General features: G+C 42.9%; 23 protein-coding genes and 2 pseudogenes. 11 read left to right on the top strand and 14 right to left on the bottom strand.

The window, feature by feature from the left end; all coding sequences use genetic code 11:
* Positions 1–24: 24 nt before the first annotated feature.
* From DWX84_RS21540 to DWX84_RS18065, 4 genes are all read right to left on the bottom strand, one after another.
* A complete protein-coding gene (locus DWX84_RS21540) occupies positions 25–177 on the bottom strand; it encodes a hypothetical protein (RefSeq protein WP_005868795.1) in 153 nt (50 codons plus the stop codon).
* A gap of 127 nt (positions 178–304) precedes the next feature.
* Positions 305–943 carry a recombinase family protein gene (locus tag DWX84_RS18055; protein ID WP_007564634.1) on the bottom strand — a complete coding sequence of 213 codons (639 nt, stop codon included), beginning with the start codon at positions 941–943 and terminating at the stop codon, positions 305–307.
* A 241-nt stretch (positions 944–1,184) separates the two neighbouring features.
* On the bottom strand, positions 1,185–2,021 hold the full coding sequence (locus tag DWX84_RS18060; RefSeq protein ID WP_007564633.1) for a virulence RhuM family protein: 837 nt from the start codon (positions 2,019–2,021) through the stop codon (positions 1,185–1,187).
* Positions 2,022–2,024: 3 nt separating this feature from the next.
* Positions 2,025–2,354: a hypothetical protein gene (locus DWX84_RS18065; RefSeq protein WP_007564632.1), complete on the bottom strand. Its 330-nt coding sequence runs from the start codon at positions 2,352–2,354 to the stop codon at positions 2,025–2,027.
* 286 nt (positions 2,355–2,640) lie between these two features.
* Here DWX84_RS18065 and DWX84_RS18070 point away from each other — a divergent pair, with 286 nt between their 5' ends.
* Both DWX84_RS18070 and DWX84_RS18075 read left to right on the top strand, forming a co-directional pair.
* Positions 2,641–3,399 carry a ParA family protein gene (locus DWX84_RS18070; protein ID WP_007564630.1) on the top strand — a complete coding sequence of 253 codons (759 nt, stop codon included), beginning with the start codon at positions 2,641–2,643 and terminating at the stop codon, positions 3,397–3,399.
* A gap of 4 nt (positions 3,400–3,403) precedes the next feature.
* Positions 3,404–3,661, top strand: a complete 258-nt coding sequence (locus tag DWX84_RS18075; RefSeq protein ID WP_005648607.1) for a hypothetical protein — start codon at positions 3,404–3,406, stop codon at positions 3,659–3,661.
* A 176-nt stretch (positions 3,662–3,837) separates the two neighbouring features.
* Here DWX84_RS18075 and DWX84_RS18080 read toward each other — a convergent pair whose 3' ends face one another.
* The 3 genes from DWX84_RS18080 to DWX84_RS18090 are packed head-to-tail and all read right to left on the bottom strand — an operon-like array spanning position 3,838 to position 7,140.
* Positions 3,838–4,947, bottom strand: a complete 1,110-nt coding sequence (locus DWX84_RS18080) for a fimbrillin family protein (protein ID WP_122377585.1) — start codon at positions 4,945–4,947, stop codon at positions 3,838–3,840.
* 43 nt (positions 4,948–4,990) lie between these two features.
* Positions 4,991–5,911, bottom strand: a complete 921-nt coding sequence (locus DWX84_RS18085) for a DUF5119 domain-containing protein (RefSeq protein ID WP_122377586.1) — start codon at positions 5,909–5,911, stop codon at positions 4,991–4,993.
* The gene (locus tag DWX84_RS18090) at positions 5,908–7,140 is read right to left on the bottom strand and encodes a DUF3575 domain-containing protein (protein WP_122377587.1); all 1,233 of its coding nucleotides are present in this window, start codon (positions 7,138–7,140) and stop codon (positions 5,908–5,910) included. Before DWX84_RS18090 ends, DWX84_RS18085 begins: the two co-directional genes overlap by 4 nt.
* Before the next feature lie 299 nt (positions 7,141–7,439).
* Between DWX84_RS18090 and DWX84_RS18095 the strand changes: the two genes are divergently transcribed.
* Positions 7,440–8,498: a LuxR C-terminal-related transcriptional regulator gene (locus DWX84_RS18095; protein WP_008777463.1), complete on the top strand. Its 1,059-nt coding sequence runs from the start codon at positions 7,440–7,442 to the stop codon at positions 8,496–8,498.
* A 305-nt stretch (positions 8,499–8,803) separates the two neighbouring features.
* Here the strand turns inward: DWX84_RS18095 and DWX84_RS18100 are convergent, their stop codons facing one another.
* Positions 8,804–10,084: an ATP-binding protein gene (locus DWX84_RS18100; RefSeq protein ID WP_005868811.1), complete on the bottom strand. Its 1,281-nt coding sequence runs from the start codon at positions 10,082–10,084 to the stop codon at positions 8,804–8,806.
* A gap of 126 nt (positions 10,085–10,210) precedes the next feature.
* Positions 10,211–10,370 (bottom strand): annotated as a pseudogene (locus tag DWX84_RS21960) (helix-turn-helix domain-containing protein).
* 129 nt (positions 10,371–10,499) lie between these two features.
* Here DWX84_RS21960 and DWX84_RS18110 point away from each other — a divergent pair.
* From DWX84_RS18110 to DWX84_RS18125, 4 genes and pseudogenes are all read left to right on the top strand, one after another.
* On the top strand, positions 10,500–10,850 hold the full coding sequence (locus DWX84_RS18110) for a helix-turn-helix transcriptional regulator (RefSeq protein WP_005868812.1): 351 nt from the start codon (positions 10,500–10,502) through the stop codon (positions 10,848–10,850).
* Positions 10,843–12,431 (top strand): annotated as a pseudogene (locus DWX84_RS18115) (type II toxin-antitoxin system HipA family toxin). The gene DWX84_RS18110 and the pseudogene DWX84_RS18115 overlap by 8 nt, the downstream one beginning before the upstream one ends.
* Positions 12,432–12,530: 99 nt before the next feature.
* Positions 12,531–12,851: a helix-turn-helix transcriptional regulator gene (locus tag DWX84_RS18120; protein ID WP_005868815.1), complete on the top strand. Its 321-nt coding sequence runs from the start codon at positions 12,531–12,533 to the stop codon at positions 12,849–12,851.
* A complete protein-coding gene (locus tag DWX84_RS18125; RefSeq protein ID WP_005868817.1) occupies positions 12,841–14,367 on the top strand; it encodes a type II toxin-antitoxin system HipA family toxin in 1,527 nt (508 codons plus the stop codon). Before DWX84_RS18120 ends, DWX84_RS18125 begins: the two co-directional genes overlap by 11 nt.
* Positions 14,368–14,780: 413 nt before the next feature.
* Here the strand turns inward: DWX84_RS18125 and DWX84_RS18135 are convergent, their stop codons facing one another.
* The 5 genes from DWX84_RS18135 to DWX84_RS18155 form a co-directional block, all read right to left on the bottom strand.
* Entirely contained in the window at positions 14,781–15,290 is a 510-nt protein-coding gene (locus DWX84_RS18135) for a hypothetical protein (RefSeq protein ID WP_007569216.1), read from the bottom strand.
* A 267-nt stretch (positions 15,291–15,557) separates the two neighbouring features.
* Positions 15,558–15,995 carry a hypothetical protein gene (locus DWX84_RS18140; protein ID WP_005868821.1) on the bottom strand — a complete coding sequence of 146 codons (438 nt, stop codon included), beginning with the start codon at positions 15,993–15,995 and terminating at the stop codon, positions 15,558–15,560.
* A gap of 43 nt (positions 15,996–16,038) precedes the next feature.
* Positions 16,039–16,287, bottom strand: coding sequence for a hypothetical protein (locus DWX84_RS18145; protein ID WP_005868823.1), 249 nt, complete (start codon positions 16,285–16,287; stop codon positions 16,039–16,041).
* Between the two features lie 13 nt (positions 16,288–16,300).
* Positions 16,301–16,537 carry a hypothetical protein gene (locus DWX84_RS18150; protein ID WP_005868824.1) on the bottom strand — a complete coding sequence of 79 codons (237 nt, stop codon included), beginning with the start codon at positions 16,535–16,537 and terminating at the stop codon, positions 16,301–16,303.
* A 73-nt stretch (positions 16,538–16,610) separates the two neighbouring features.
* Positions 16,611–16,922, bottom strand: a complete 312-nt coding sequence (locus DWX84_RS18155) for a DUF2958 domain-containing protein (protein ID WP_005868826.1) — start codon at positions 16,920–16,922, stop codon at positions 16,611–16,613.
* 567 nt (positions 16,923–17,489) lie between these two features.
* On the opposite strand from DWX84_RS18155, the gene DWX84_RS18165 reads away from it, so the two are divergent.
* From DWX84_RS18165 to DWX84_RS18180, 4 genes are all read left to right on the top strand, one after another.
* Complete coding sequence (locus DWX84_RS18165) at positions 17,490–18,710, top strand: site-specific integrase (protein ID WP_005868829.1); 1,221 nt, start codon at positions 17,490–17,492, stop codon at positions 18,708–18,710.
* 870 nt (positions 18,711–19,580) lie between these two features.
* Positions 19,581–20,159: a UpxY family transcription antiterminator gene (locus tag DWX84_RS18170; RefSeq protein WP_005868833.1), complete on the top strand. Its 579-nt coding sequence runs from the start codon at positions 19,581–19,583 to the stop codon at positions 20,157–20,159.
* A 74-nt stretch (positions 20,160–20,233) separates the two neighbouring features.
* The gene (locus DWX84_RS18175) at positions 20,234–21,355 is read left to right on the top strand and encodes an MraY family glycosyltransferase (protein ID WP_005868835.1); all 1,122 of its coding nucleotides are present in this window, start codon (positions 20,234–20,236) and stop codon (positions 21,353–21,355) included.
* 12 nt (positions 21,356–21,367) lie between these two features.
* Positions 21,368–22,159: a polysaccharide biosynthesis/export family protein gene (locus DWX84_RS18180; protein ID WP_005868837.1), complete on the top strand. Its 792-nt coding sequence runs from the start codon at positions 21,368–21,370 to the stop codon at positions 22,157–22,159.
* Positions 22,160–22,172: the final 13 nt, after the last annotated feature.

A 22,172-nucleotide genomic window follows, 5' to 3' on the forward strand; every position in this document is an offset into this window, starting at 1 on the left:
GCCGCCGCAAAAGACGGCTTCGGATTAGGCTTCCTGCAACCAGCCGTTATCCAACAGCCGGGTTAAATGCGTCCTCCCTATCTCGGCCGTCCCTTGCAGGACGACACAGCGGTCTTTCTCCTGAAGCTTTCTTAATTCCTCCAGTGAAGCCGCCATTTTCTCCGCCATTGTTGCCATAACCGTTTTTATTTAGATTCTGATTATTTTCGTGCAAATACTCGTTTTTAGACACGTGTAAATACTCGTTTTTAATTATGTGCATTTACTCGTATTTGTTGCAAAAATACAATATTTGTTCCGATAATCAGCTACTAATGAAGTCTTTTTTTACTTGTTGTATCGTCGAAACGGCCTTTCCCGTGAGCTTCGCCACGTTCCGGATCGAGTAGCCTTTCTTTAACAAGGCGATCGCCTCCCGGTATTCCTCTTTCCTCTGTTCGGCCGTTTTCCGGCTTCCCGGCTTCCGTCCCAGCCTGCCCCCTTTCTGGATGTACAACTCCCGTCCGCTATTAAGGCGGTCGATGATCCCCTGGCGTTCGATCGCGGCCAGTTCCCCCAACAGGGTAGTGATCAGAGAGGACAAGGGGTTTACCGTCTTGTCCGGCCGTAACGTTTCCAGGTTCAGGTTTTGAATATACACGCATATTTTATGCGTGTGCAGCGTATCGAGTGACTTTAGGATCTCCAGGGTTGAACGCCCCAGGCGTGAGATCTCGGTCAGCAACAGCATATCCACCCGGTTCTGCGGATCTGTGCAGTATTCCAGGCAACGGCTTAAAACCGGGCGTTCGATATTTGCCTTTCGTCCGCTTATCTTTTCCTCAAAGACCGCCGTCACCTCGTACCCCCGTCCGGCTGCGAACCTCTCCAGATCGACAACCTGCCGTTCGGTCGATTGCCTGGCCGACTGCGAGCTTACACGTGAATAGATAACCACATTCATCCCTTTTGCTTTTGTTCTTCCTTATCTATTGTTTTAATCACCTTATCCACCTCTTTCAAGGAGGCATTATTTCCGGATCTATCCAAAAAAGAAATTCGCTAATTAACCTATAATTACTATCTTTGCATTGTAATGCTTGGTAAAGCCTCTGTTATCAAAACACGTAACCAAGTCAAGGATATACCCGTTCATCAAGAACGGGTTTTTCTTTTGCGACAGCCCATTCATAAGACAAAGGATATTATAACAGGTCAGTAATCACAGCCGCCGGAATATCCAGCTTTGAGAAAGCGAACATCTTTTTCCCCAGATCCTTTAACGAGGCTCCGATATGGTACACGTCCGTTTCATCAACGATCAGGAAACGGTCGTGACTGTCCCGGTACGTCCTGATGTCGATAGGTGGGTACTGGCTGTTATGCCTGTCAAGATCAAGTTGGAGTTGCTGCGTGATACGCTGGGTGTAAATGGTGGCCGAGACACCGACGCTGCGTTTACTCAACATGAGCAAGACCGTTTCGTCCACATAGTTGTCGATAAGCACGATCGAACGCCTGGCCGACTTTACCAGATCGGTAGCGAACTTGTACGCATCGAAAATCTGGCCGTTATAAAAAATGCCTTCGACCGGGGGCAAGGCAGTACGCACAAAAAAATCTATCTTCTCGGTATGTTGAGCGACAGTCCTTTCAAGTTCTGACAAACGTTTATTAATGGAATACCCTTTTAAAAGATAGTCCTTTAAAACCTTATTCGCCCATTGCCTAAATAAAATACCTCTTTTACTATTGACACGAAACCCAATGGATATGATCGCATCCAAATTGTAATAAGTCAGATTGCGCATCACTTGCCGTTTGCCTTCCTGTCGAACTGTTCGGAAATCCCGAACAGTTGAACTTTCCTCTAATTCTTTCTGATCATATATGTTTTTTATATGCTCGCTTATATTTGCTTTGCTGGATTGAAAAAGATCCACAATTTGCGCCTGTGTCAGCCAAACGGTTTCATCTTCCAGCCTCACTTCCAACTTGACCGCTTCATCCGGCTGGTATAATATGATTTCTCCCTGTTCCATTACTTATTTACCTTTTCTTAATTCATCAAGCCTCTGCATCGCACCGCTGAACTTCTCACTAAACATCATATCATCGGGCAAAACAAACCAGGTGGGAATACCTCTCGACTGTGGATTACCTATACATTCATCTTGCCCGTTCTGTTTGCGGTAATCGTCCCATTCACTATAAGCGATGTTCCAACGAATACCTAATTTATAGGTATTTTCCCATTTAATAATAGCCAGTGAATAGGCCGGATCATCTTTGCCGTCATAAATCACTTCTACAACTTCAACCATCCCTTTAGGGGAATTTATAAACTTCGGATTTTTATACGAATAAGTGCTCATGTCTTTTATTTTTTATTTATAGCACACAAAGATACTCAAAAACAAATATATACATATATACATACGTATGATTAACGTATAAAAACATTTATGGTTATTCTAATCTTTGATTAATTCCGGTACAGAAACAAAACGTACCGAAAGGTGGAAACCGGATTTATTTCGGTACGCTTCCCCGATCGGCACAAAAAACACGCAAAAAACGAAAAATACTACTTTTAGTATTTTAGTATATTAGTTTTTGACTATATTTGCGGACATGACAACCATTTAAAAAACTGAATTTATGAGCAAAGCAAAAGTAATCTCCGTATTGAATCACAAAGGGGGAGTAGGAAAGACTACAACCACGATCAACCTGGGCGGCGCGTTACGTCAAAAAGGGTACAAGGTTCTTTTGATCGACCTTGACGGACAAGCCAACCTGACTGAATCGCTGGGCTTCTCTGCGGAGCTTCCCCAAACGATCTACGGCGCGATGAAAGGCGAATACGACCTGCCGATCTACGAGCATAAGGACGGCCTTAGCGTCGTTCCCTCCTGCCTGGATCTCTCGGCCGTTGAAACGGAGTTAATCAACGAGGCCGGGCGGGAACTTATCTTAGCCCACCTTATCAAGGGCCAAAAGGAGAAATTCGATTATATCCTGATCGACTGTCCCCCCTCGCTGTCGCTGCTCACGCTTAACGCACTGACGGCCTCGGATCGGCTGATTATCCCGGTTCAGGCTCAATTCCTGGCAATGCGTGGAATGGCCAAACTTATGCAGGTCGTCCACAAGGTGCAGCAACGTTTGAACTCGGATCTTTCGATAGCCGGGGTTCTGATAACCCAGTACGACGGAAGAAAGAACCTGAACAAGAGCGTTTCGGAACTGGTACAGGAAACATTCCAGGGCAAAGTGTTCAGCACCCATATACGCAACTCCATTGCGCTGGCCGAAGCCCCGACACAAGGGCAGGATATTTTTCACTATGCCCCCAAATCTGCCGGGGCAGAGGACTACGAAAAGGTATGTAACGAACTGCTAACAGAAATAAAGTAACCATATGGCAAAGAAGAACGATTTAAAAAACAGTATGTCGGCCGGGCTGACCGGGGGATTAGACAGCCTGATCCAATCCACGGCCGGGCAAAAAGAGGCTCAAAAGCCGAAGAAAGCGAAAACCGTGCATTGTAATTTTGTCATGGACGAAACCTATCACCAGAACTTAAAGCTGATCGCGATCCGCAAAGGCGATTCGCTAAAATCGGTATTGCAAGAGGCTATATCTGACTACTTGGATAAAAACAGTTCCCTGCTATAACAGCGTATCGGGAATATACAGGGCAAACACTCCACAAAAGAAATTCTCCAGGAAAAAGGTACGCAAAAAGCACCCCTACACATCAAAAAGTATATTGAAAATGCGATTCCCTATAAAGAACCCGTTGGCGGGATTAATCTTGCGTATGTTTAACCTGCCAACGGGTACGATATTAATTAAACGTTTACGTCTTTTGCCGCATTAACCCAGCCTGTTGTCTCTGCATCAAACTGGATCGGATTCAACACAGCCTCTCCCTGATCAGTATAACCACCACCGAAAATCAACGTGTAGATATGACGCTTGCCCTGTTCCCATGTATCTCCGAACGGAACATAAATTGTTTTGTATTCGCTTGCTGAACCCAACAGATAAGCTCCGGACTGCCGGATTTTGCAGGAGATCTCCAGATAACATTGCTTCGCATCGTCGGTACCCTTCTTGGTTTTGCTGGCTCCGGAAACAGTCCAAGCAGTCAGCTCCTGTGGTATATTCAGCATAGGAGTATTTGTGGTAATATCGGTAGCTTCGGTATTGCTATTGACCGTGATGTCTGCGTTTTTCACTACGGTAAATGCGTGTGGAAATGCTAAATCAGACGAACTCCAACTTCCCGTTCCATCGGCTGCCGCAGGCAATGTGAAGGCGCCGGCAAATTTGAAATTATGAATCTTGATCACGTCGATGTCCACCTGCATGTTATCGTATTGGGTCTTTGCTTTGAATACGACCTGTGACAGAATATGTTTGAAATTAAATTTCACTATTCCGTTGTTCATGTCTTTTGTCTGGCCTTTGGCCATGGCATACATCACGTCGTAGTTTGCATGAGTACCGGCTCCATACTCATCCATGCAGGTATAACTTATCTTTTGGACATCCTTGGTGGCTTCCCAACTATAAAACACCATCATGTCTTCACTAACCGTTCCGGGATTGAACGCGTAAAAGTCCAAAGCCTCGGTAGGCCAATAACGAAGGTCGCTCGCATTGTCATAATCCCACTTACCATTTTTGTACACGATCTTCACTCCGTCATGTTCAAATTCCGTGTCGTTCTTTCCCATGAAGGCAGTACCATCCGCCGTAAAAGCGAACACGTCGAAATCGGTGTTCTTCAAGTTGGTGTTGGTAGTAGGGGTAGCCCTCGTTTCCGCCGCATTACTTAACACGTTAAAACCAATCGCATTTCGTGAGGAGGTTTCCACATTCGCAATCTCCTCTTCTGAGCAACTCATCAGTAGTACTCCAAAGATTGCCCAAAGCATTACTGTACTTTTTTTCATAAAATGAATAAAATTGTTAATAAATATAATTAATAAAACTCGATTACAACACTATATCCACATTCACATCATCCCAATCATCAACGTCCACATCAAATCCCGGACCGCCACTTCCCGGCTCGGATGGTACCTCATAATCAAAATTCAACACCAGATGCACATCACCGATATGCCCCGCTACCGGGACATCATGCACTTGGTCGCTCACGTCCTGTTCCAATACAGACATGCTGCCGGAACGGTTCTTGAGATACAGCCGGAAAACATTGGGCTCTCCTTCAAGTGCGGAATGTCCAAACGTATAGAATCCGCCTATAATCTGATTCCGTGAAACCATTCCATCAAAGAGCAGGCTCTCCGAAAGACCGGCGGGCAAACTGTCGCCGGACATGTTAAGCGAGCCGGACATGCCGGAAAGAGCGGCCCGCAAATCCGCCACCCTGTCCAGTCCCCGAATTCCGTTCACCTCATACGTGTAGTGACATACCATGTTTACGGGAGTTAGCCGTATTATCTTCGTGCTTCCTTCCGGAATGTCCTTGAGGATAACTCTGTCTATATGGTCGCCACACAGCCAGGGTGGGGTGACGGCCATTGTCTGGTTATCCGGCGACCGAACATCACGCGTATCGGCAGTAAAAAGCGTGTAACTGCCGTTTTCTTTCCAAACCATCCCGTCGGTATCGTAGTTGAAGCAAATTACCCGGTAATCATTCTCGGGGAGCTCCACTTCCCCATCCTCTCCTCCGGGGAAATCAAATATCCACGTGTTGCTTTCATCATCGGTCGGATAAAATACGACCCTCATGCCTTCAGGCTTGTCATGATTGGAAATCTTGGTCCAGTCGAATACTACCCGCACCGTGGCAAAGTGCGGATGATCGTAACATAAATCCTTATGCTCACAAGCCGTCAGTCCCATCCATAAAAATATGAACACCAGACTAAAGCGTATCAGTATCACTGCCTGCCTCCTTTCTTCCGGCTATAATTCCCCCGCCCGATCAACCACACCAAAGAGATACCCGCCTTGGTCGGGCCGAACCAGCGGCGTTTTTTAGTGGTCTGCCATACATAGTGACCGTCCAAAGGGATGTACTCCTTGTACAATCCTCCAAGGTAGCCGATTCCCAACGTGAAATCCACATTGAACCGATGTCCCACAGGTAACGAGTAGCCGTAAGCCACGCCTCCCCCGTAACTCCATTTATCCCCCAAGTAACCTTTCCCACCCAATTCGAAATCATAGGTGACGATCTGCCCGTACAATCCGACATGATGCCCGGAAAACGGTTTTTCCACCGCTCTCCGACCGAACCAGCGGCGCAACTCCACATCTCCCCCATAGATACGCCAATAATTATGCTTCCGATCACTTTTCCACCAGGCATACATCCAATTCCCGGCCACAGACCAGTTCTTCCCCAAACAGAACTCAACCCCGATGTCAGGTATCAAAACAGCGTCATAAAGCAAGTTTGTTTTCACCGCCATGCAAAACGGCCGTTTCTTTACCGGAGCTATGACGGTAACGGTATCACGGATGCACAACGTATCACGTGTATGTATATATACCGTATCTCTGACGGGATTTATCGGATCACTATCATAGCATATTTTCACCATCGACGAACGAAGTTTCGGAAAATGGAATTTATACAAATATGAGTATGGCCTCCCCCCTTTCAGTCTTTTCAGTTCTCCCCCCCAATAAGGGCTATCCTGGTTTTCCAAACGGACGATCTTCTCCAACAAACGAAGGACATCCTCCCTCTCCGGAACATTCACATCCGCTCTCACCATCGTTATAAGTCCGTTCCAGTCGCTTCCCGAAAAATGAAAATCCTTCTCCAATACCGGAATCTTTATATAAGGTGATATATACCGCCACAAAACCTCTGCTCGTTTTTCAGACAGCCTTCCATTCAACAGCCCCCCTCCTTCCGGGGAAGCTCCTCCTATTATTTGAATTTTCCTGATAAGACGGACGGAGTCGTTCAATGCGGAACAGATTTTAGCAAACCGCTCCATCTCGTTCCCATTGTCAAGTAAACATGTATCTATATTTACCTTTCCTTGATGAAAATAGATCCTTACCGAATCACGCTTCTCCTGAGCGGATATTTCTCCGCTTATACTCAACACGAGCACGAACAATACACATTTAATATAAAAAAAACATCTTTTCGTCATTTAATCATTTGTTAATATGACAATCCAAACCCAGACTTTTACACCCCTTGAATTTCGACCGCAAAATACACATCTATAAACCAACCTCCAAAGCAAAAAACAAGTATTTTAAACTTATAAATACTTAAAAAGACAACCACACAACAGCTACAACATTTACCACAGCAGCCAATCACGCTTACACAACAATTAAAAACACTTAATATCATAAAGAAAAGTACTTAAACATACAAAAAAAAAAAAAACAGTTATTTTTGCAGGAAACATTATACTTAATAACACTTAAAACAATAAAACACATGAAATTCAGCACAAAAGCCGCTACTTTTCTAAGTTCAATAAAAACTCAAACTTACGACAAAAAAGAAAGCGAAATGATAATAACGTATCAACAAAAACGTGTCTTTCATCTATCCCTGCTCATGCTGGCCTTATGCGCACCCATATACATATATTCAGTTCCATTTCCCAATGAACAGTTTTATTATATTAACAGCGTATTATTCCTGTTTATCATTATGTGCACTCTCGCTTATTTTAAAAAGAGAGTAAATCTGACCACGACCTTTTCCATTATACTGATAGCCATACATATCGAGATTTTTATCGAGATAATTTATTGCTCAATATGTAGCGGATATGAATATAGTTATCAAAGAGCATTGATAATGAGTAACATTACTATCTCTCTCTTATTTACCATGCTTTCCATCTGTGCCTATATGAGTAATATCTCCATCCTATTGTCCTCCCTTACCATAGCTTCCTATACAATCTGCACACTTATCACCGACGAACCGTTCCTATACAGTTATCTGCCTTTGATCATCATCATATACACCATGATCCCCTTATTAGGAAGATCCTTACACAGTAATATCAGCAGCTTGCTAAAAAGTAGCAACTTGCTAAAAGAGGAAGAGGAAATGCTTTTGAAACGTCTCCAAATGAAAAAGGAAGAACTATTCGCGTTCGCCGAGTTGTTAAGCGAGAATAACCCGGAAGAAAAGACAAGCTCCCTGTTAAACATAATAGGGGAACAATCCAAAGAAAATCTTTTTACAGCCCTTGCCGCATACCAGAAAAAGGAAAAAAGTAAACTTGATACAATCAGGAGAATATATCCCAATTTATCCCCGTCCGAATTAAACATCTGCCGTTTAATACTGCAAGACAAGACCGTCAGCCAAATATGCGAATTATTACATCGGAGTAGCGGAAACATAACCAGCCAACGAGCGAACATACGTGCCAAACTCGGACTAAAAAAAAGCGACAATTTAAAAGAAGCATTACAAGAACGCATGAGGCTGTATGAAGAAGAACACCGGCAAGAGGACTTTTCAGCCATGCGTTAGGGATTGCAGAGTAAAGCCCACAGCCTTTAGGCGAGGACTTGCAACGGAAAGCCTGACCGTCCCACAGGAACGCCCAAAAGAAAAAGAATCCCCCGAACATTCATCCGGGGGACATCCAAGCCGTCACATCAATTATAATACAGATTCAGATCATCCGTGCCAATCTCCTTTCCGTCCCGGAAAACAAGGCGTAAATCAATCCTCTCTCTGTTTTCATTGCCACAAAGATAGACATACCGGCCAACATACGCATCATACTTATCAATCAGTTCTAACGGTATGACCGGCATGGGAAAAGGATACACCTATATTGCATATAGCGGAAAATTTGTAAGATTACCCTGTACTTTATAAGGCAACATAGAAAATCTCTCCGCATGCAATTCCGGTCTTTTTCCCAGTAATGCTGTCAACGAATTGGCCCGGACATTCCCTTCGGCCTTCACTTCTATCGGCACCATTTGGGCATTACGTTGAATAACAAAATCCAACTCAAGACGCGAATTGTCTGTGTTATGGTAATAAATCGGTGACACGCCCTTACTTTTCATCTGCTGCAATACATACTGTTCAGTCATTCCTCCCTTGTATTCCTTAAATATGTCGTTTTTAATCAAGACTTGGGCCGGATCTGTCTTGACCATAGCACCCATAAGCCCCAAATCAACCATATAGAGTTTGAAAGCCGACAGGTCTTCATAAATATCAAGCGGAAGCTCCGGTTTGGTACATCGAGGCACTTTATACAACAACCCGGCATTTACAAGCCATTGAATGGCCATCTCAAAATCATTGGCTCTGGCACCTTTTCGCAAAGCTCCGTAAATGAATTTCTTGTTTTCTTTAAATAATTGGGAAGGAATGCTGTTCCATACCATTCGGACACGCGGAACCTGTTCTTTGGGCGCATGTTTTGAGAAGTCAAGATCATAGCCTTGCAAAATCTCCGACTGTATTCTTCTGACTTCCAGCAAGGAATCCGTTTCTACATATTTGAGTACAACTTCCGGCATACCACCTACATAATAATATTGCCGAAGGAGATCCGTATATTTGTCATGCAGGAGGCTTATCGTTTCAAAATCCCCACTCATAAGCAATTTACAAGCTTCTTCTTCTCCCTTGGCGACAAGAAACTCTTCAAAGTTCATAGGAAATATATTGATGACATTTACCTTCCCTACGGGATAAGACACATCCTGATGAAGGGATATCCCCAAAAGTGAACCTGCCACAGCTATATGATACTCCGGAACCTCCTCTTTAAAATACTTCAAAGATTCCAGTGCTTCCGGGATATCTTGTATCTCATCAAGGATAATAAGCGTATCACCCGGAGTAATGTCAACGGAAGTCATCGCACGCAGCCCCCGTAAAATTCTGTCAACATTGAAATCCTGAGAAAAAAGCTGGCGTGCAAGGTTATTCTTACGGCATACCACATAAGCCTCTTTTTTGTATTCAAGTTTGGCAAACTCATGGAGCAGCCATGTTTTCCCAACTTGTCGGGCACCATTTAAAATCAGAGGTTTTCTATCCTCACGGTTTTTCCATTCTATAAGTTGTTGCAAAACAAATCTTTTCATCTACAAACAGCATTTTTATACATGTAAAAACAGCGTATAATACATTTATCAGCACTTATTTAAAGCACAAATATACTAAAATAAACAGATAATAGAAGCAATCTTATACATTTTTCCGCACTTTAATCAACTCCAATGGAAAGCAGTAGCCAATTTAGGATTGCCTTCTCCACGCTCGATGGCCACCAGCGTATTGATGCCCACGCCCGCCAGTTCGGAGAAGTTCCAGCTGATTGACCTTCAAACTCTTCCTGCACTCTTTAATCATCTTTCCTAGCTCTTTCATATTCACAACACATTGTGATTTTAGTCAGTTTTCATCCTAGTTCAAAGAAAAAAACAGCCGATAAAGCAACTATAATCATTGTATTCATATAGATTAACATCATATATTCAAGTTAATCTATATATTTACATGGATTATTTGTATATTTGCAAAAAAGGAACAACCATGTGGAATGAAATGAGCAATCCAGCTGTGCTGATGAGAATCGGCCAGCGCATCAAAGAGACACGTATCAGGCAGCATATCACGCAGGAAGAACTGGCAACGGCTTCCGGTGTAAGCCCCTTGACCGTTGCGAACATCGAGAAGGGCAAATCGGTATCGCTGCTGTTGTTCATCAGCGTACTCCGCTCGCTCGGCCTGCTGGAGAACCTGGAGCAACTGGTACCGGAAATCCGGGTCAGCCCGATAGAGCTCAAAAAACTGCAAGGAAAGAAACGCTACCGTGTACGCCATTTAAAACAAGATAACCATGAATGATTTGATAGTAGATGTAAAGCTATGGGGAGAAAGCGTAGGCTCTCTCTATTGGGAAAAGGAAAGCAATGCCGCCTTGTTCGACTATGAACGGAAGTTCATCCGCTCCGGTCTTGACATTTCTCCCATCATCATGCCCATCAGCCAGTACAGGAACACCCCCTACCGGTTCCTTGAAAACCGTACCGACTGTTTCAAGGGGTTGCCCGGCCTGTTTGCCGATTCACTGCCGGACACTTTCGGAAACCAGATCATCAATGAATGGTTTGCCAGCAAGGGATTGTCCGGAGAAGAGATTACCCCTTTAGACAGGCTTTGCTATGTAGGCAAACGTGGCATGGGCGCACTGGAGTTTGAGCCGTCCTCGCCAATCAACGGCATGAACGAATCATCAGTGCTCCATATCGAGGAACTGACTGAGCTTGCCAAATCCGTATTCACGGACAGAATGGCTTTTCAGGTCCAACTGCGCCAGGAAGGAAGAAACATTCTGGATATACTGAAAGTGGGAACATCTGCCGGAGGTGCCAAGCCCAAGGCCATCATCGCCTACAACGATATTACCGGAGAGGTACGCTCCGGACAGGTAAAAGCTCCTGAAGGATTCGGGTATTGGCTGTTGAAATTTGATGGCGGCAAATACAGCGAACACACGCAGATAACGGACAATCCACAAGGAATAGGAAATATCGAATATGCCTATCACCGGATGGCAAAAGCCTGCGGTATCGATATGATGGAATGCCGGTTACTTCAGGAAAAAGAGTCATATCACTTTATGACACGACGTTTTGACCGTATGGAAGACGGAGAGAAGATCCATGTACAGACATTGGCCGGGCTTGCCCACTATGACCGTGACCAACGCCATTCATACGAAGAGATATTCCGTATCATGCGGCAGATGAACCTCCCTTATCCAGAGCAGGAGGAACTATACCGAAGAATGGTGTTCAACGTCATGAGCCGGAACCATGACGACCATAGCAAGAACTTATCTTTCCTGATGGATAGACAAGGGAAGTGGAAACTGGCCCCAGCATACGACCTCTGCTACTCATACACACCGGGCGGCAAATGGACGAACCGCCACCAGCTGTCACTCAACGGCAAACAAGACAATTTCACGATGGAAGATCTGCAAAAGGTAGGTGAGAACATGGGTATCCGGAAACACAAACAGATTATCGAAGAGATACAGGAAACCGTATCGCATTGGCATGAGACTGCCAAGGATTGCGGGGTCAAGCCGGAACACGCCGATTTTATCGGAGAAAACCTGCTCTTGTTCGGCAAGCAACTGCATACGATCCAAATCCGGACATTGCCAACGAACAAGAGGAGGCTTTCATGAAGGCTATGCGAAATGATGACTTCAATACCATTCTGGAACTGAAGATGAGAGGATATCAGCCATCGGAGAACACACTGAAAAGCCTCCAGCCGGATGTATCCGCCACCACCTTCATCGCTGCCGCCAAAATCTTCCAAATGGAAGGGATGCTAAAAAGCCTTCAGGACATAAAACCCGCGCAAAGCCCGATTACAGGCGGCAATAAACGTAGCATGGAATTGGGGGATTAGCACACAAACTACATCGCGCACAATTCAATATAACAGTAAATATATTAATTGTTATATATCATATTTTGATTTAACAATTAATATATTTACCTTTGTAAAATGACAACGAATCACATCACCCAAGCCATGGCCAATCCGGAAATCATAGTGGAACTGGGCAGACGATTTAAGGAATACAGGCTAACCTATAGGCTCACCCAAAAAGAGGCTGCCGAGAAAGCCGGTGTCAGCCTTATCACCTTACGCCAGTTTGAGAACGGGAAGGCCTATAACATCAATATGGGCAACTTTCTTGCCCTGTTACGAGTAGTGGACTGTCTGGAACAGATGGATGATCTGATGCCGGAAATACCTGTTTCAGCCTATACAATGGAACGAATAATGAATAAAAAGCCGAAAAGGATAAGACATGGAAAATAATGTTGTGAGTGTTATGTTATGGGGAGAAGAAGTCGGAAAGCTCTATTGGGACGAAAGAAACAAAAGAGCCGTCTTCAACTATCATCCGGATTTCATCAAGAAAGGAGTGGAAATCGCCCCACTGACCGCTTCTGTCAAAGGACCGGCGGCAAAGGGTATGCCCATACTCGGAAACAAAGAAAAGACTTATCAAGGTCTCCCACCGTTTTTGGCAGATTCATTGCCTGATCGGTGGGGTAACATGGTCTTCGACCAATGGGCGGCACAAAACCATATCCCCAAGCGCAAACTCACACCGGTAGATAAACTGTCTTTCATCGGGAAACGGGGAATGGGAGCCTTTGAGTTCATCCCGGCCACTCCTGGATTGGAATCCTCTTCCACTCTCCAGATAGAGAGTTTATACCAACTGGCACGCCGTATCTTTGAGGAACGGGAGGAAATATCCGTGCAAGATGACGAAGCACTGCAACTGCAAAGTATCTATGAGATAGGTACATCAGCCGGAGGGCAGCACCCGAAAGCCATCATCGCCATCAATGAAACGACACATGATATACGTTCCGGCCAAGTCCCTTTACCGGAGGGCTATACCTACTACATATTGAAGTTTGCAGAAGGGGACGATTTTCCGTTCACGCAAATGGAAATGGTATATTATGAGATGGCAAAGGAAGCCGGGATTACGATGATGCCTTCCCGACTCATTCAAATTGAGGGAAAACATCACTTCCTGACGGAGCGTTACGATAGGATAAACGGAGAGAAGATACATACACAGACACTTGCTGCCATGAATCCGGATGCAACGAGCTATGAGGATTTGTTTGAAGTCTGCCGAAAACTGAACATCCCGGCAAGCGAACAGTCCGAACTCTACCGTAGGACGGTATTCAATATCATGGGCGGCAATGTGGATGACCACATCAAGAATTTCTCTTTCCTGATGGAAAGAAACGGCACATGGCACATCACCCCAGCCTACGACATGACATTCACCACCAATTTGGACGGTGCGGCATACGAAAACGCACACTCCATGAGCATTGCAGGAAAAGATAACGACATCACGGAAGATGACCTGATGCAATTTGCCAAACAGAACGGAATAAAGAATGCGAAAAGGATAATCGAAGAAGTCAGCCTTGCCATCAGCCATTTTTACGATTATGCCACCAATCATCAAATCGATGACTATTGGAAAGACCGCATCGAAGAGCATCTTTCCGGTTTGGTATCTCCGATCATAGGGAAAACCATGAAACACTACCTGCCCACCATTGTCGAACCCTACGAGACAGAGGATGGCTTTTTGGTATCAGAAATCAACATCATCGAAAACACCCGGCATGATTTCCGTATCGAGGCCTTCATAAACGGAAAGCGACAGAAATACATTGCCGGGCGTAAAAGCGATTTGGCTGCTGAAGTCATTGCCAAAGGCAGAAACAAGATGCCCGTTGAGAACAAGAAAGAACTTGTGGAACGGTTGTTACTGCCTTTAGCTAGAAGATAAAAACAGACGAATAGCGACACTATTACATTAATAAAAAGTCTGTTCTTGTTCGGCAAGCAACTGCATACGATCCAAATCCGGACATTGCCAACGAACAAGAGGAGGCTTTCATGAAGGCTATGCGAAATGATGACTTCAATACCATTCTGGAACTGAAGATGAGAGGATATCAGCCATCGGAGAACACACTGAAAAGCCTCCAGCCGGATATATCCTCCACCACCTTCATCGCTGCTGTCAAAATCTTCCAAATGGAAGGGGTACTAAAAAGCCTTCAGGACATAAAGTCTGCGCAAAGCCCGATTACAAGCGGTAATAAACGTAACATGGAGCAAACAAATTTACTATTCAATTTTCAGTTTTTTTCTATTTCTATACTACTGTACGCCATAAAATAACGAAGAAACTTATTCCTATATCAATTCATAATCAATAACATACAATTCACCAAGAATATTAGGGAATGCTACAGTATCATATATCACCTGCCCTACTCCATTAAAATTACCCGGAGATATTACAGATGCTACAACACCATGATAAGCTGTGGGAGAAAAAGAAAGATCTGCTAATCCATTTATCCCAATAACATTTTTCTGTACACCAGCATTATTAACATTACAAAAAATTGCATAATGAATAGTTTGATGTAAATTTACAGCAGCATTAGGAAGATGCACAAAATATAATATATCTCCATTATTACATTTAGCTAAATCATGATAGGTATTTATTTTTTGTATCATACTTTCTAAAGAAGCTCCAAAAGGATTAACTGAAATTCTTTTTCCTGTTGCCTGTTCTATAATTCCTCTAACTAAATTAGCACACCCTCCACCATTTGTAGGTAAATTAACATTCAAATTCTGAGTATTAGTAATAAATTGTGTAATCAATTGTCTATCATTTATACTTATAGCCATATATTATAACTCATGTTCTCCTACTCTCTCAAAGGCTTTTCGGAACCTGCCTATAAAAACTGTCTCTGTAAGCTTACCCCACAAATCTACCCTATAATCCCCAAACCGCTATCATCCCTTTTCTGAATGCCATGGAATTTTTTCCGAATACATAAGTTAGAAGATGAAAAAAGATTGTATTCAAAGTTTTTGGTTCTTTTTTGAAAAAAGAACCGCTGGCCAAAAATCCAACGGTTACTTTACTTTCGGAAAAATATGCAATGAAGTTTATAGGCCGAATGAGGAACGCAGCTTCTTCATGGCATTCTCCACATCAAAGAAAGACACATCCATAAGATCTTCTCCCCATGCTTCCGGAAAGTCAAGAATGGAACGTCCGTTATTAAGAACCGCATCACGGATGGCTTTCATCACATTCTGCCGAGTCGGTTCCAGCTTGAAGAAAAGGCAATGCCTGACTGCCATTGTAAGGGTATCATCATCTATAAAGAAACGGATGGTGACGGTCATGTGTACCTGCGTCCGTTTCTCCAGTTTCTTCTTTTTAGTTTCCAGTTTGGCCAACCGGGAAACATAGAATGAAGGGATATGTTTCCCGGATTCAACGCAAGTCTTCATCGCTTCATGTATTTCAGCGATGCCGTCACGTATATCCGTCAAGTCGGTGCAGTTGGATGCAACCGTATAAGCCGATAACTTTTTCATCTCAAAAGCCGTTTTTATATGGCAAAAGCCCTGTTTGTGAAACTTATAATATATGAATCTCCTTATCACCTACCTTCTCGTCCGATACGACCAATACCTCGTACTTCATCCTCTTGTAATTATAGACTACGGCAAGCGTATTAAAGCCACCGTTATCATACCGCCTGTCATAAACGGTATGTACATACTCATACATCGCATTCCCCATCATGAACTTTACGGAAACATCCGTAAAGTAAAATGCCACCGCATAAGCCAGCGTTTTCTTTTTATCAACCTTTTTTGTTTTCATAACCATTTGTCCTTTATTGTTTTCTGATAAAATATTCAATGGCCGAATGAACCAATATATAATGTGTGGGTGTCTGCCTGCACTGTTCCGCATAAGGATTATAGAACTGGAGAGCCAGCGCATGGTATAATTCCGGCAATTCCCGCTTGATTCTCGCCGTAAGCAGCCGATAGGAGCATTTTCTACCGTACTTCATCAGCTCACGCCATTTGTCCTGTGTTATTTCCGTGCAATTCGTCTCGTAAACCATAACTTCCGTTTTTAAGTTCAATATTCCGGTTGGAAAGCGGAAAGGGGTTGTTCCCTCTCCGTTTATTCTCTAATCAATTCAGGCAAGCTTTTACCGTTATACCGGTTTTCAGTCCTTTATCCAGCTGCACGGTCAACCCACGAACATTCACCTCTTGAATTTGAGAAAGAAGCACATAACCCCATTCCCATTCTTGAATATGGCAATAACCGAAAAAAAGCCAGTCACCGTCTTCCTGCTGTTCGGCTTCCGTTACCAACCATACCACCGAAGAAAAAGGAAGGAAAAACCTTGCGATGACTTCCGCATTAAGCCCCTGCCCCTCTTTTGAGTACAAAGGGTTGGCTTCAAACACATTCTTTAGTTGTTCCGTCACTGTAATCATATGTCACATTTTTAAAGGGTTAAACTTCTAATTTTATGCTTCAGCTAGATTTAAAGACCTTTTTTTAAAACCCCTTTCCGGGATGGCCTTTTCTTTCTGCCGACTTTTTTTTTGAGCTTTCATGCCCCATCTGAGTTTATGAGCCTTTTTTTTACGGCACACAACAATAAGGAAGGAGGGATTAAGAAAAGTTTTGGACGACAAAAAATGTTGGGGACAGCGAAGCCGTCCGGCGTTATTTTTTTCGGGACAAAGGGGCGAAGACCGGAACTCTTTCGTATCCATCCACCGAAATAAATTTGCCGTTCAAAAACAAAGGCTCTCAGACGGGGCTATGAAAAAACGTACATTAGGGGAGGCAGAAAACAAGGAAAAGGGCAGTACGGAAATAAAAGAAGAATAAAATCCAACATTATTCACATTGATATATAATAGCCAAGTATTTCGCCATATCAATATAAATCCAACTATAATCAAAATCAAACAGTTATCTAATTTATTGGTTATTAAACATATAATACGCCAAAACATTTATTTTGGAGAATATAATATTAATTAAACAAAAAAATGGCATCATTAAAAATAAAGTATCGACATTCCTCTATAGAAGGAAAAGCGGGAACATTGTTCTATCAAGTAATTCATAATCGTGTAGCAAGGCAGATAAATTCAGGATACAAGATTTATCCTGACGAGTGGGATATTTTCAATTCCCAAATAATCATACCAGCAAAGACAGGAGAAAACCGGCATCGGTATTTGGTTTCTTTAAAAAAATGTATTGAGGAAGACACCTCACGTCTAAAAGATATTATGATAAGATTTGAGAATCTTGGATACAAATATACGGCAGACGAAATCATTGAATATTATTCCGCTCCTCCTGTGAACGAGTACTTTGTGTCATTTTGTGAGAATCTCATTGAAGAATTGAGACAAATAGGTAAAATACGCACCACAGAAACTTATACCACTACGCTCAATAGCTTCAAGCGATTCATGAATTTCAGAAAGAAAGGCAGAGACATCCCTTTCGACAATATAGACTCCAACCTGATGATGGAATATGAACAATATCTAAAATCTAATGACATTTGTCCGAACAGTACTTCCTATTACATGAGAAACCTCAGAGCCATGTATAATCGTGCCGTAGAAAAAGAATTGGTTATACAGCGATATCCGTTTAAACATGTATATACGGGCATAGATAAAACTGTAAAACGGGCAGTTCCGGCCAAAATTATCCGACAGATACGCGATATGGATTTAAGTCACGACTCCTCTTTGGAATATGCAAGAGACCTATTTATGTTCAGTTTTTATACCCGAGGGATGTCATTTATAGACATGGCTTATCTAAAGAAAAGTAATTTGCAAAACGGTTTTTTATCATATCGCAGAAAAAAGACCAACCAACAGCTAGTAATCAAATGGGAAAAGCCCATGCAAGAAATCATAGATAAATACGATACCATAGGTTCTTCTTATCTATTGCCGATCATTCTCGACGCAAAAACGGATGAACGGAAACAATACAAGAATGCAGCCCAGCTGGTGAATTCAAAACTAAAGAAATTGGGAAAACAAATCGGCCTTCCTATTCCGCTGACGAGTTATGTGGCACGTCACGCCTGGGCTTCTATCGCCAGAAGCAAAAACATTCCGTTGGCTACCATCAGCGAAGCTATGGGACATGATTCAGAAAGCACTACACGGATTTATCTTGCATCGTTAGACACCTCCGTAGTGGATAAAGCGAACAGTATTATTTTAAATACACTTTAATTCACATTATAAAACAGTTTACGCCATAGGTTTCAGCATACGTGCCCAATCGGCCCGCTGTTATTCTATGGCAATTATTATTTTTATTTATCTGACAAAAAATAAGTTGGAATTATGTTATACAAATTGAAGTTTTCTTTCTGAGAGAAAGATTTGTAAATGCAAAAGTACAAAAGATAACACAAAAAACACTAAAAATCAGAAGAAAAATATTAGTCATACCATAAAAAATAAGAGGTATGATTAGAAAAAACTGATTATTTGTTGAGCAAATTGATTATACCAATCTTATAAATATTTGATATACATCAAAATACCAATCACCCCATTTCTCTCAGAAAGAGAAACACCGAAAATAGGAGAAATTTCCTATACGAATGCCATAGGAATATAATGAACAAGTATATACCCTATACTTTCAGTTGTATGACAAGATGGATTCAGAAAGGAAAAAGCCCCGTGAAAGTACAAAATTCTTGCTTGAAAAAGATTGAATAAATGACGGTTTTCTCCATAAGAGAAATGTTTTGAATATGCAAAAATACATAAATTATTGAACATAATAGCATAAAACAAAGAAAAACCTTAATAGCCACCTCGTTAAATGTCGTGGTTACATAACAAATGTTGAGTAAACTAGATTGTATTTACAGCGAATAATCCCTGTAAATCAATTATATATGTTAAATATTTATGTCCTCTATTTCTCTTATGGAGAAAAATAGGAATGCGGCAAGATAAAAGACGGCATGAATGGTTGATATGACAGCCAAAAAAGACATAAATTACTATAATACAGACCAATACATAAGTTGGGATGAACTATGGGTATATCTTGACCTGCCGTAATAACTAAAAAACACACGACGAATGAGTACTCCCATAACCACAAGGGAAGATCTAACTAGAATCCAATGGTTCGCCATGAGCGCTTATAAAAACGAGAAAAAGGCGGAAGAGATGCTCAAAGGCAAGGATGGTCTAGAGTATTTCATACCGAAACACTATGCCGTAAGGGTCTATCACGGAGTGAAATCCAAAAGGCTTGTACCAGTCATCCCGAATCTCGTCTTCGTGCATGCTTCCCGAAAACAGATCACGGATTTCAAAAAAAAATATAATTTCTTACAATTCATGATGTGGGAGAAAAGCACGGGACTGAAATATATCGTGGTGCCGGATAAGCAAATGGAGAGCTTTATCAAGATTGCCTCGCAGTATGAAGAAAACACTATTTATTATAAACCGGAAGAGATTGACATACGGAAAGGTACCCACATATGTATTTACGGTGGCAAGTTCAATGGAGTAAAGGGCGTATTCATGCGGGTGAAAGGAAAACGTCGCCGCCGGGTGGTTGTGATGCTTGAAGGGATTATGGGTATATCGGTAGAAGTTCATCCCGATTTGATTGAAGTCATCAATGATTCCGATTGTGACAAATTTTGAGAGATGACACAAAAAGGAGATGATGAAGTTCCCCTTCCTCGTGGCCTTACACAAATAAAATAATATTTGAATATATGTATTTTTGGATTGTAAATTGTTCACTGGCATTTTTGCTTTGTGTTCTCTGTGCGGGTATCGTCATTCCCCAGATTCTGCTAATCGCTTTCCGTAAGAAATTGTTCGACTTTCCCGATGAGCGGAAGGTACATCATTGTGCGGTGCCCCGATTGGGTGGTATCGCATTCAAGCCGGTAGTGTTTTTCACCATAGCCCTGTTGCTAGGAATCAATATGGTGCTGGGACATTCGGAGATATTGTCCGAAATCGGGAACGACGTGTGCTCTTTGGCTTTTGCTTTCTGCTCCATCATGGTACTATATCTGGTTGGCATGGCCGATGACCTGATCGGTATCCGTTATCGTGCCAAGTTTGTCATCCAGATTCTGTGCGGCGTGATGCTTATTGCCGGTGGGGTATATATCAACAACCTATACGGTGTTCTGGGCATCCATGCGGTGCCGTTATGGTTAGGATATCCCCTGACCATCCTGATCGTGGTCTTCATCATCAATGCCATCAACCTGATTGACGGCATTGACGGGCTGGCTTCCGGGCTATGCAGTATCGCCTGCCTATTTTATGGACTGACTTTCTTTATGCTCCATCAGTATGTTTATGCCATGCTGGCGTTTGCCACATTGGGAGTGTTGGTACCATTCTTCTATTACAATGTTTTCGGGAACGCCAAACACGGAAGGAAGATCTTCATGGGCGACACAGGCAGTTTGACCATCGGCATGATGCTCTGTTTCCTCAGTCTCAAACTGACCATGTGCGGACTAGACGATAATACAGGAAATGTACATCCGATGGTGCTGGCCTTCTCACCCTTGCTGGTTCCATGCTGTGACGTGGTCAGGGTTTACCTGCATCGGGTACGCAACGGAAAGAACCCGTTCCTGCCGGACAAGAACCATATCCACCATAAGCTGCTTGCTCTCGGAATAAAGCAGCGCAATACCATGATCATCATTGTTTCCGTGTCAACTATATTCATACTGCTCAATATTCTTCTGTCCCTTTATCTCAATGTGAACTGGATCGTTTTGGGTGATATATTGATATGGACTCTCGCCAACATCAGGCTGACAAAATCTATCGCACAACTTCAATCGGAACAGAAAACCAACAAATAAAAATCAATAAATATGAAAATCAGATACATTTTATCCTTATTAACCGTGGCCTTTCTATTGGGATCATGTGCCACACCGAAAGTCGCTTATTTCACGGACCTGAAACGGGGTACCGCAGAGCAAGTCTTGAACCCGCTGGAAATCCGGATACGTCCAGAAGACAAGATTTCCATACAGGTCAACAGCAAAGACCCCTTATTAATGAACCTTTTCAACCTTCCGATCATATCCCGACAGATTGGTACGACATCAGGTACATCCAATAGTCAGGGAATATCAGGATATACAATAAATAAGGATGGGGATATTGATTTTCCTGTGCTGGGACATATCCATGTGGCAGGAATGACACGCGCGGAGATCGCCTCGTATATAAAAGAGGAATTGGTTTCAAAGAATCTCGTGAAAGACCCCGTTGTTACAGTGGAGTTTATGAACCTGACCGTTTCAGTGTTGGGCGAGGTTGCCACCCCCGGACGTTTCAATATCGAAAAGGACAAGCTGACACTTTTGGAGGCCTTAAGCATGGCCGGGGACCTTACCGTCTATGGGAAACGGGAAAACGTGCTGGTACAACGGGAGGAAAACGGGAAAAAAACCCTGTATCAGGTCAACCTGAATTCGGGATATGACCTTTATGCCTCTCCTGTGTATTATTTGCAGCAGAACGATATCGTTTATGTGGAACCCAACTCAATGAAAGCACGGCAGGCGACCGTCAACGGCAATAACGTCCGCTCAGCCTCTTTCTGGATGTCATTGGCCTCGTTGCTGACGACCATTACCGTGTTGATTGTAAAATAATATAGAATCAGAT

It is taken from the genome of Parabacteroides sp. AF21-43 (assembly GCF_003635435.1).
GTDB classification, from domain to species: domain Bacteria; phylum Bacteroidota; class Bacteroidia; order Bacteroidales; family Tannerellaceae; genus Parabacteroides; species Parabacteroides distasonis.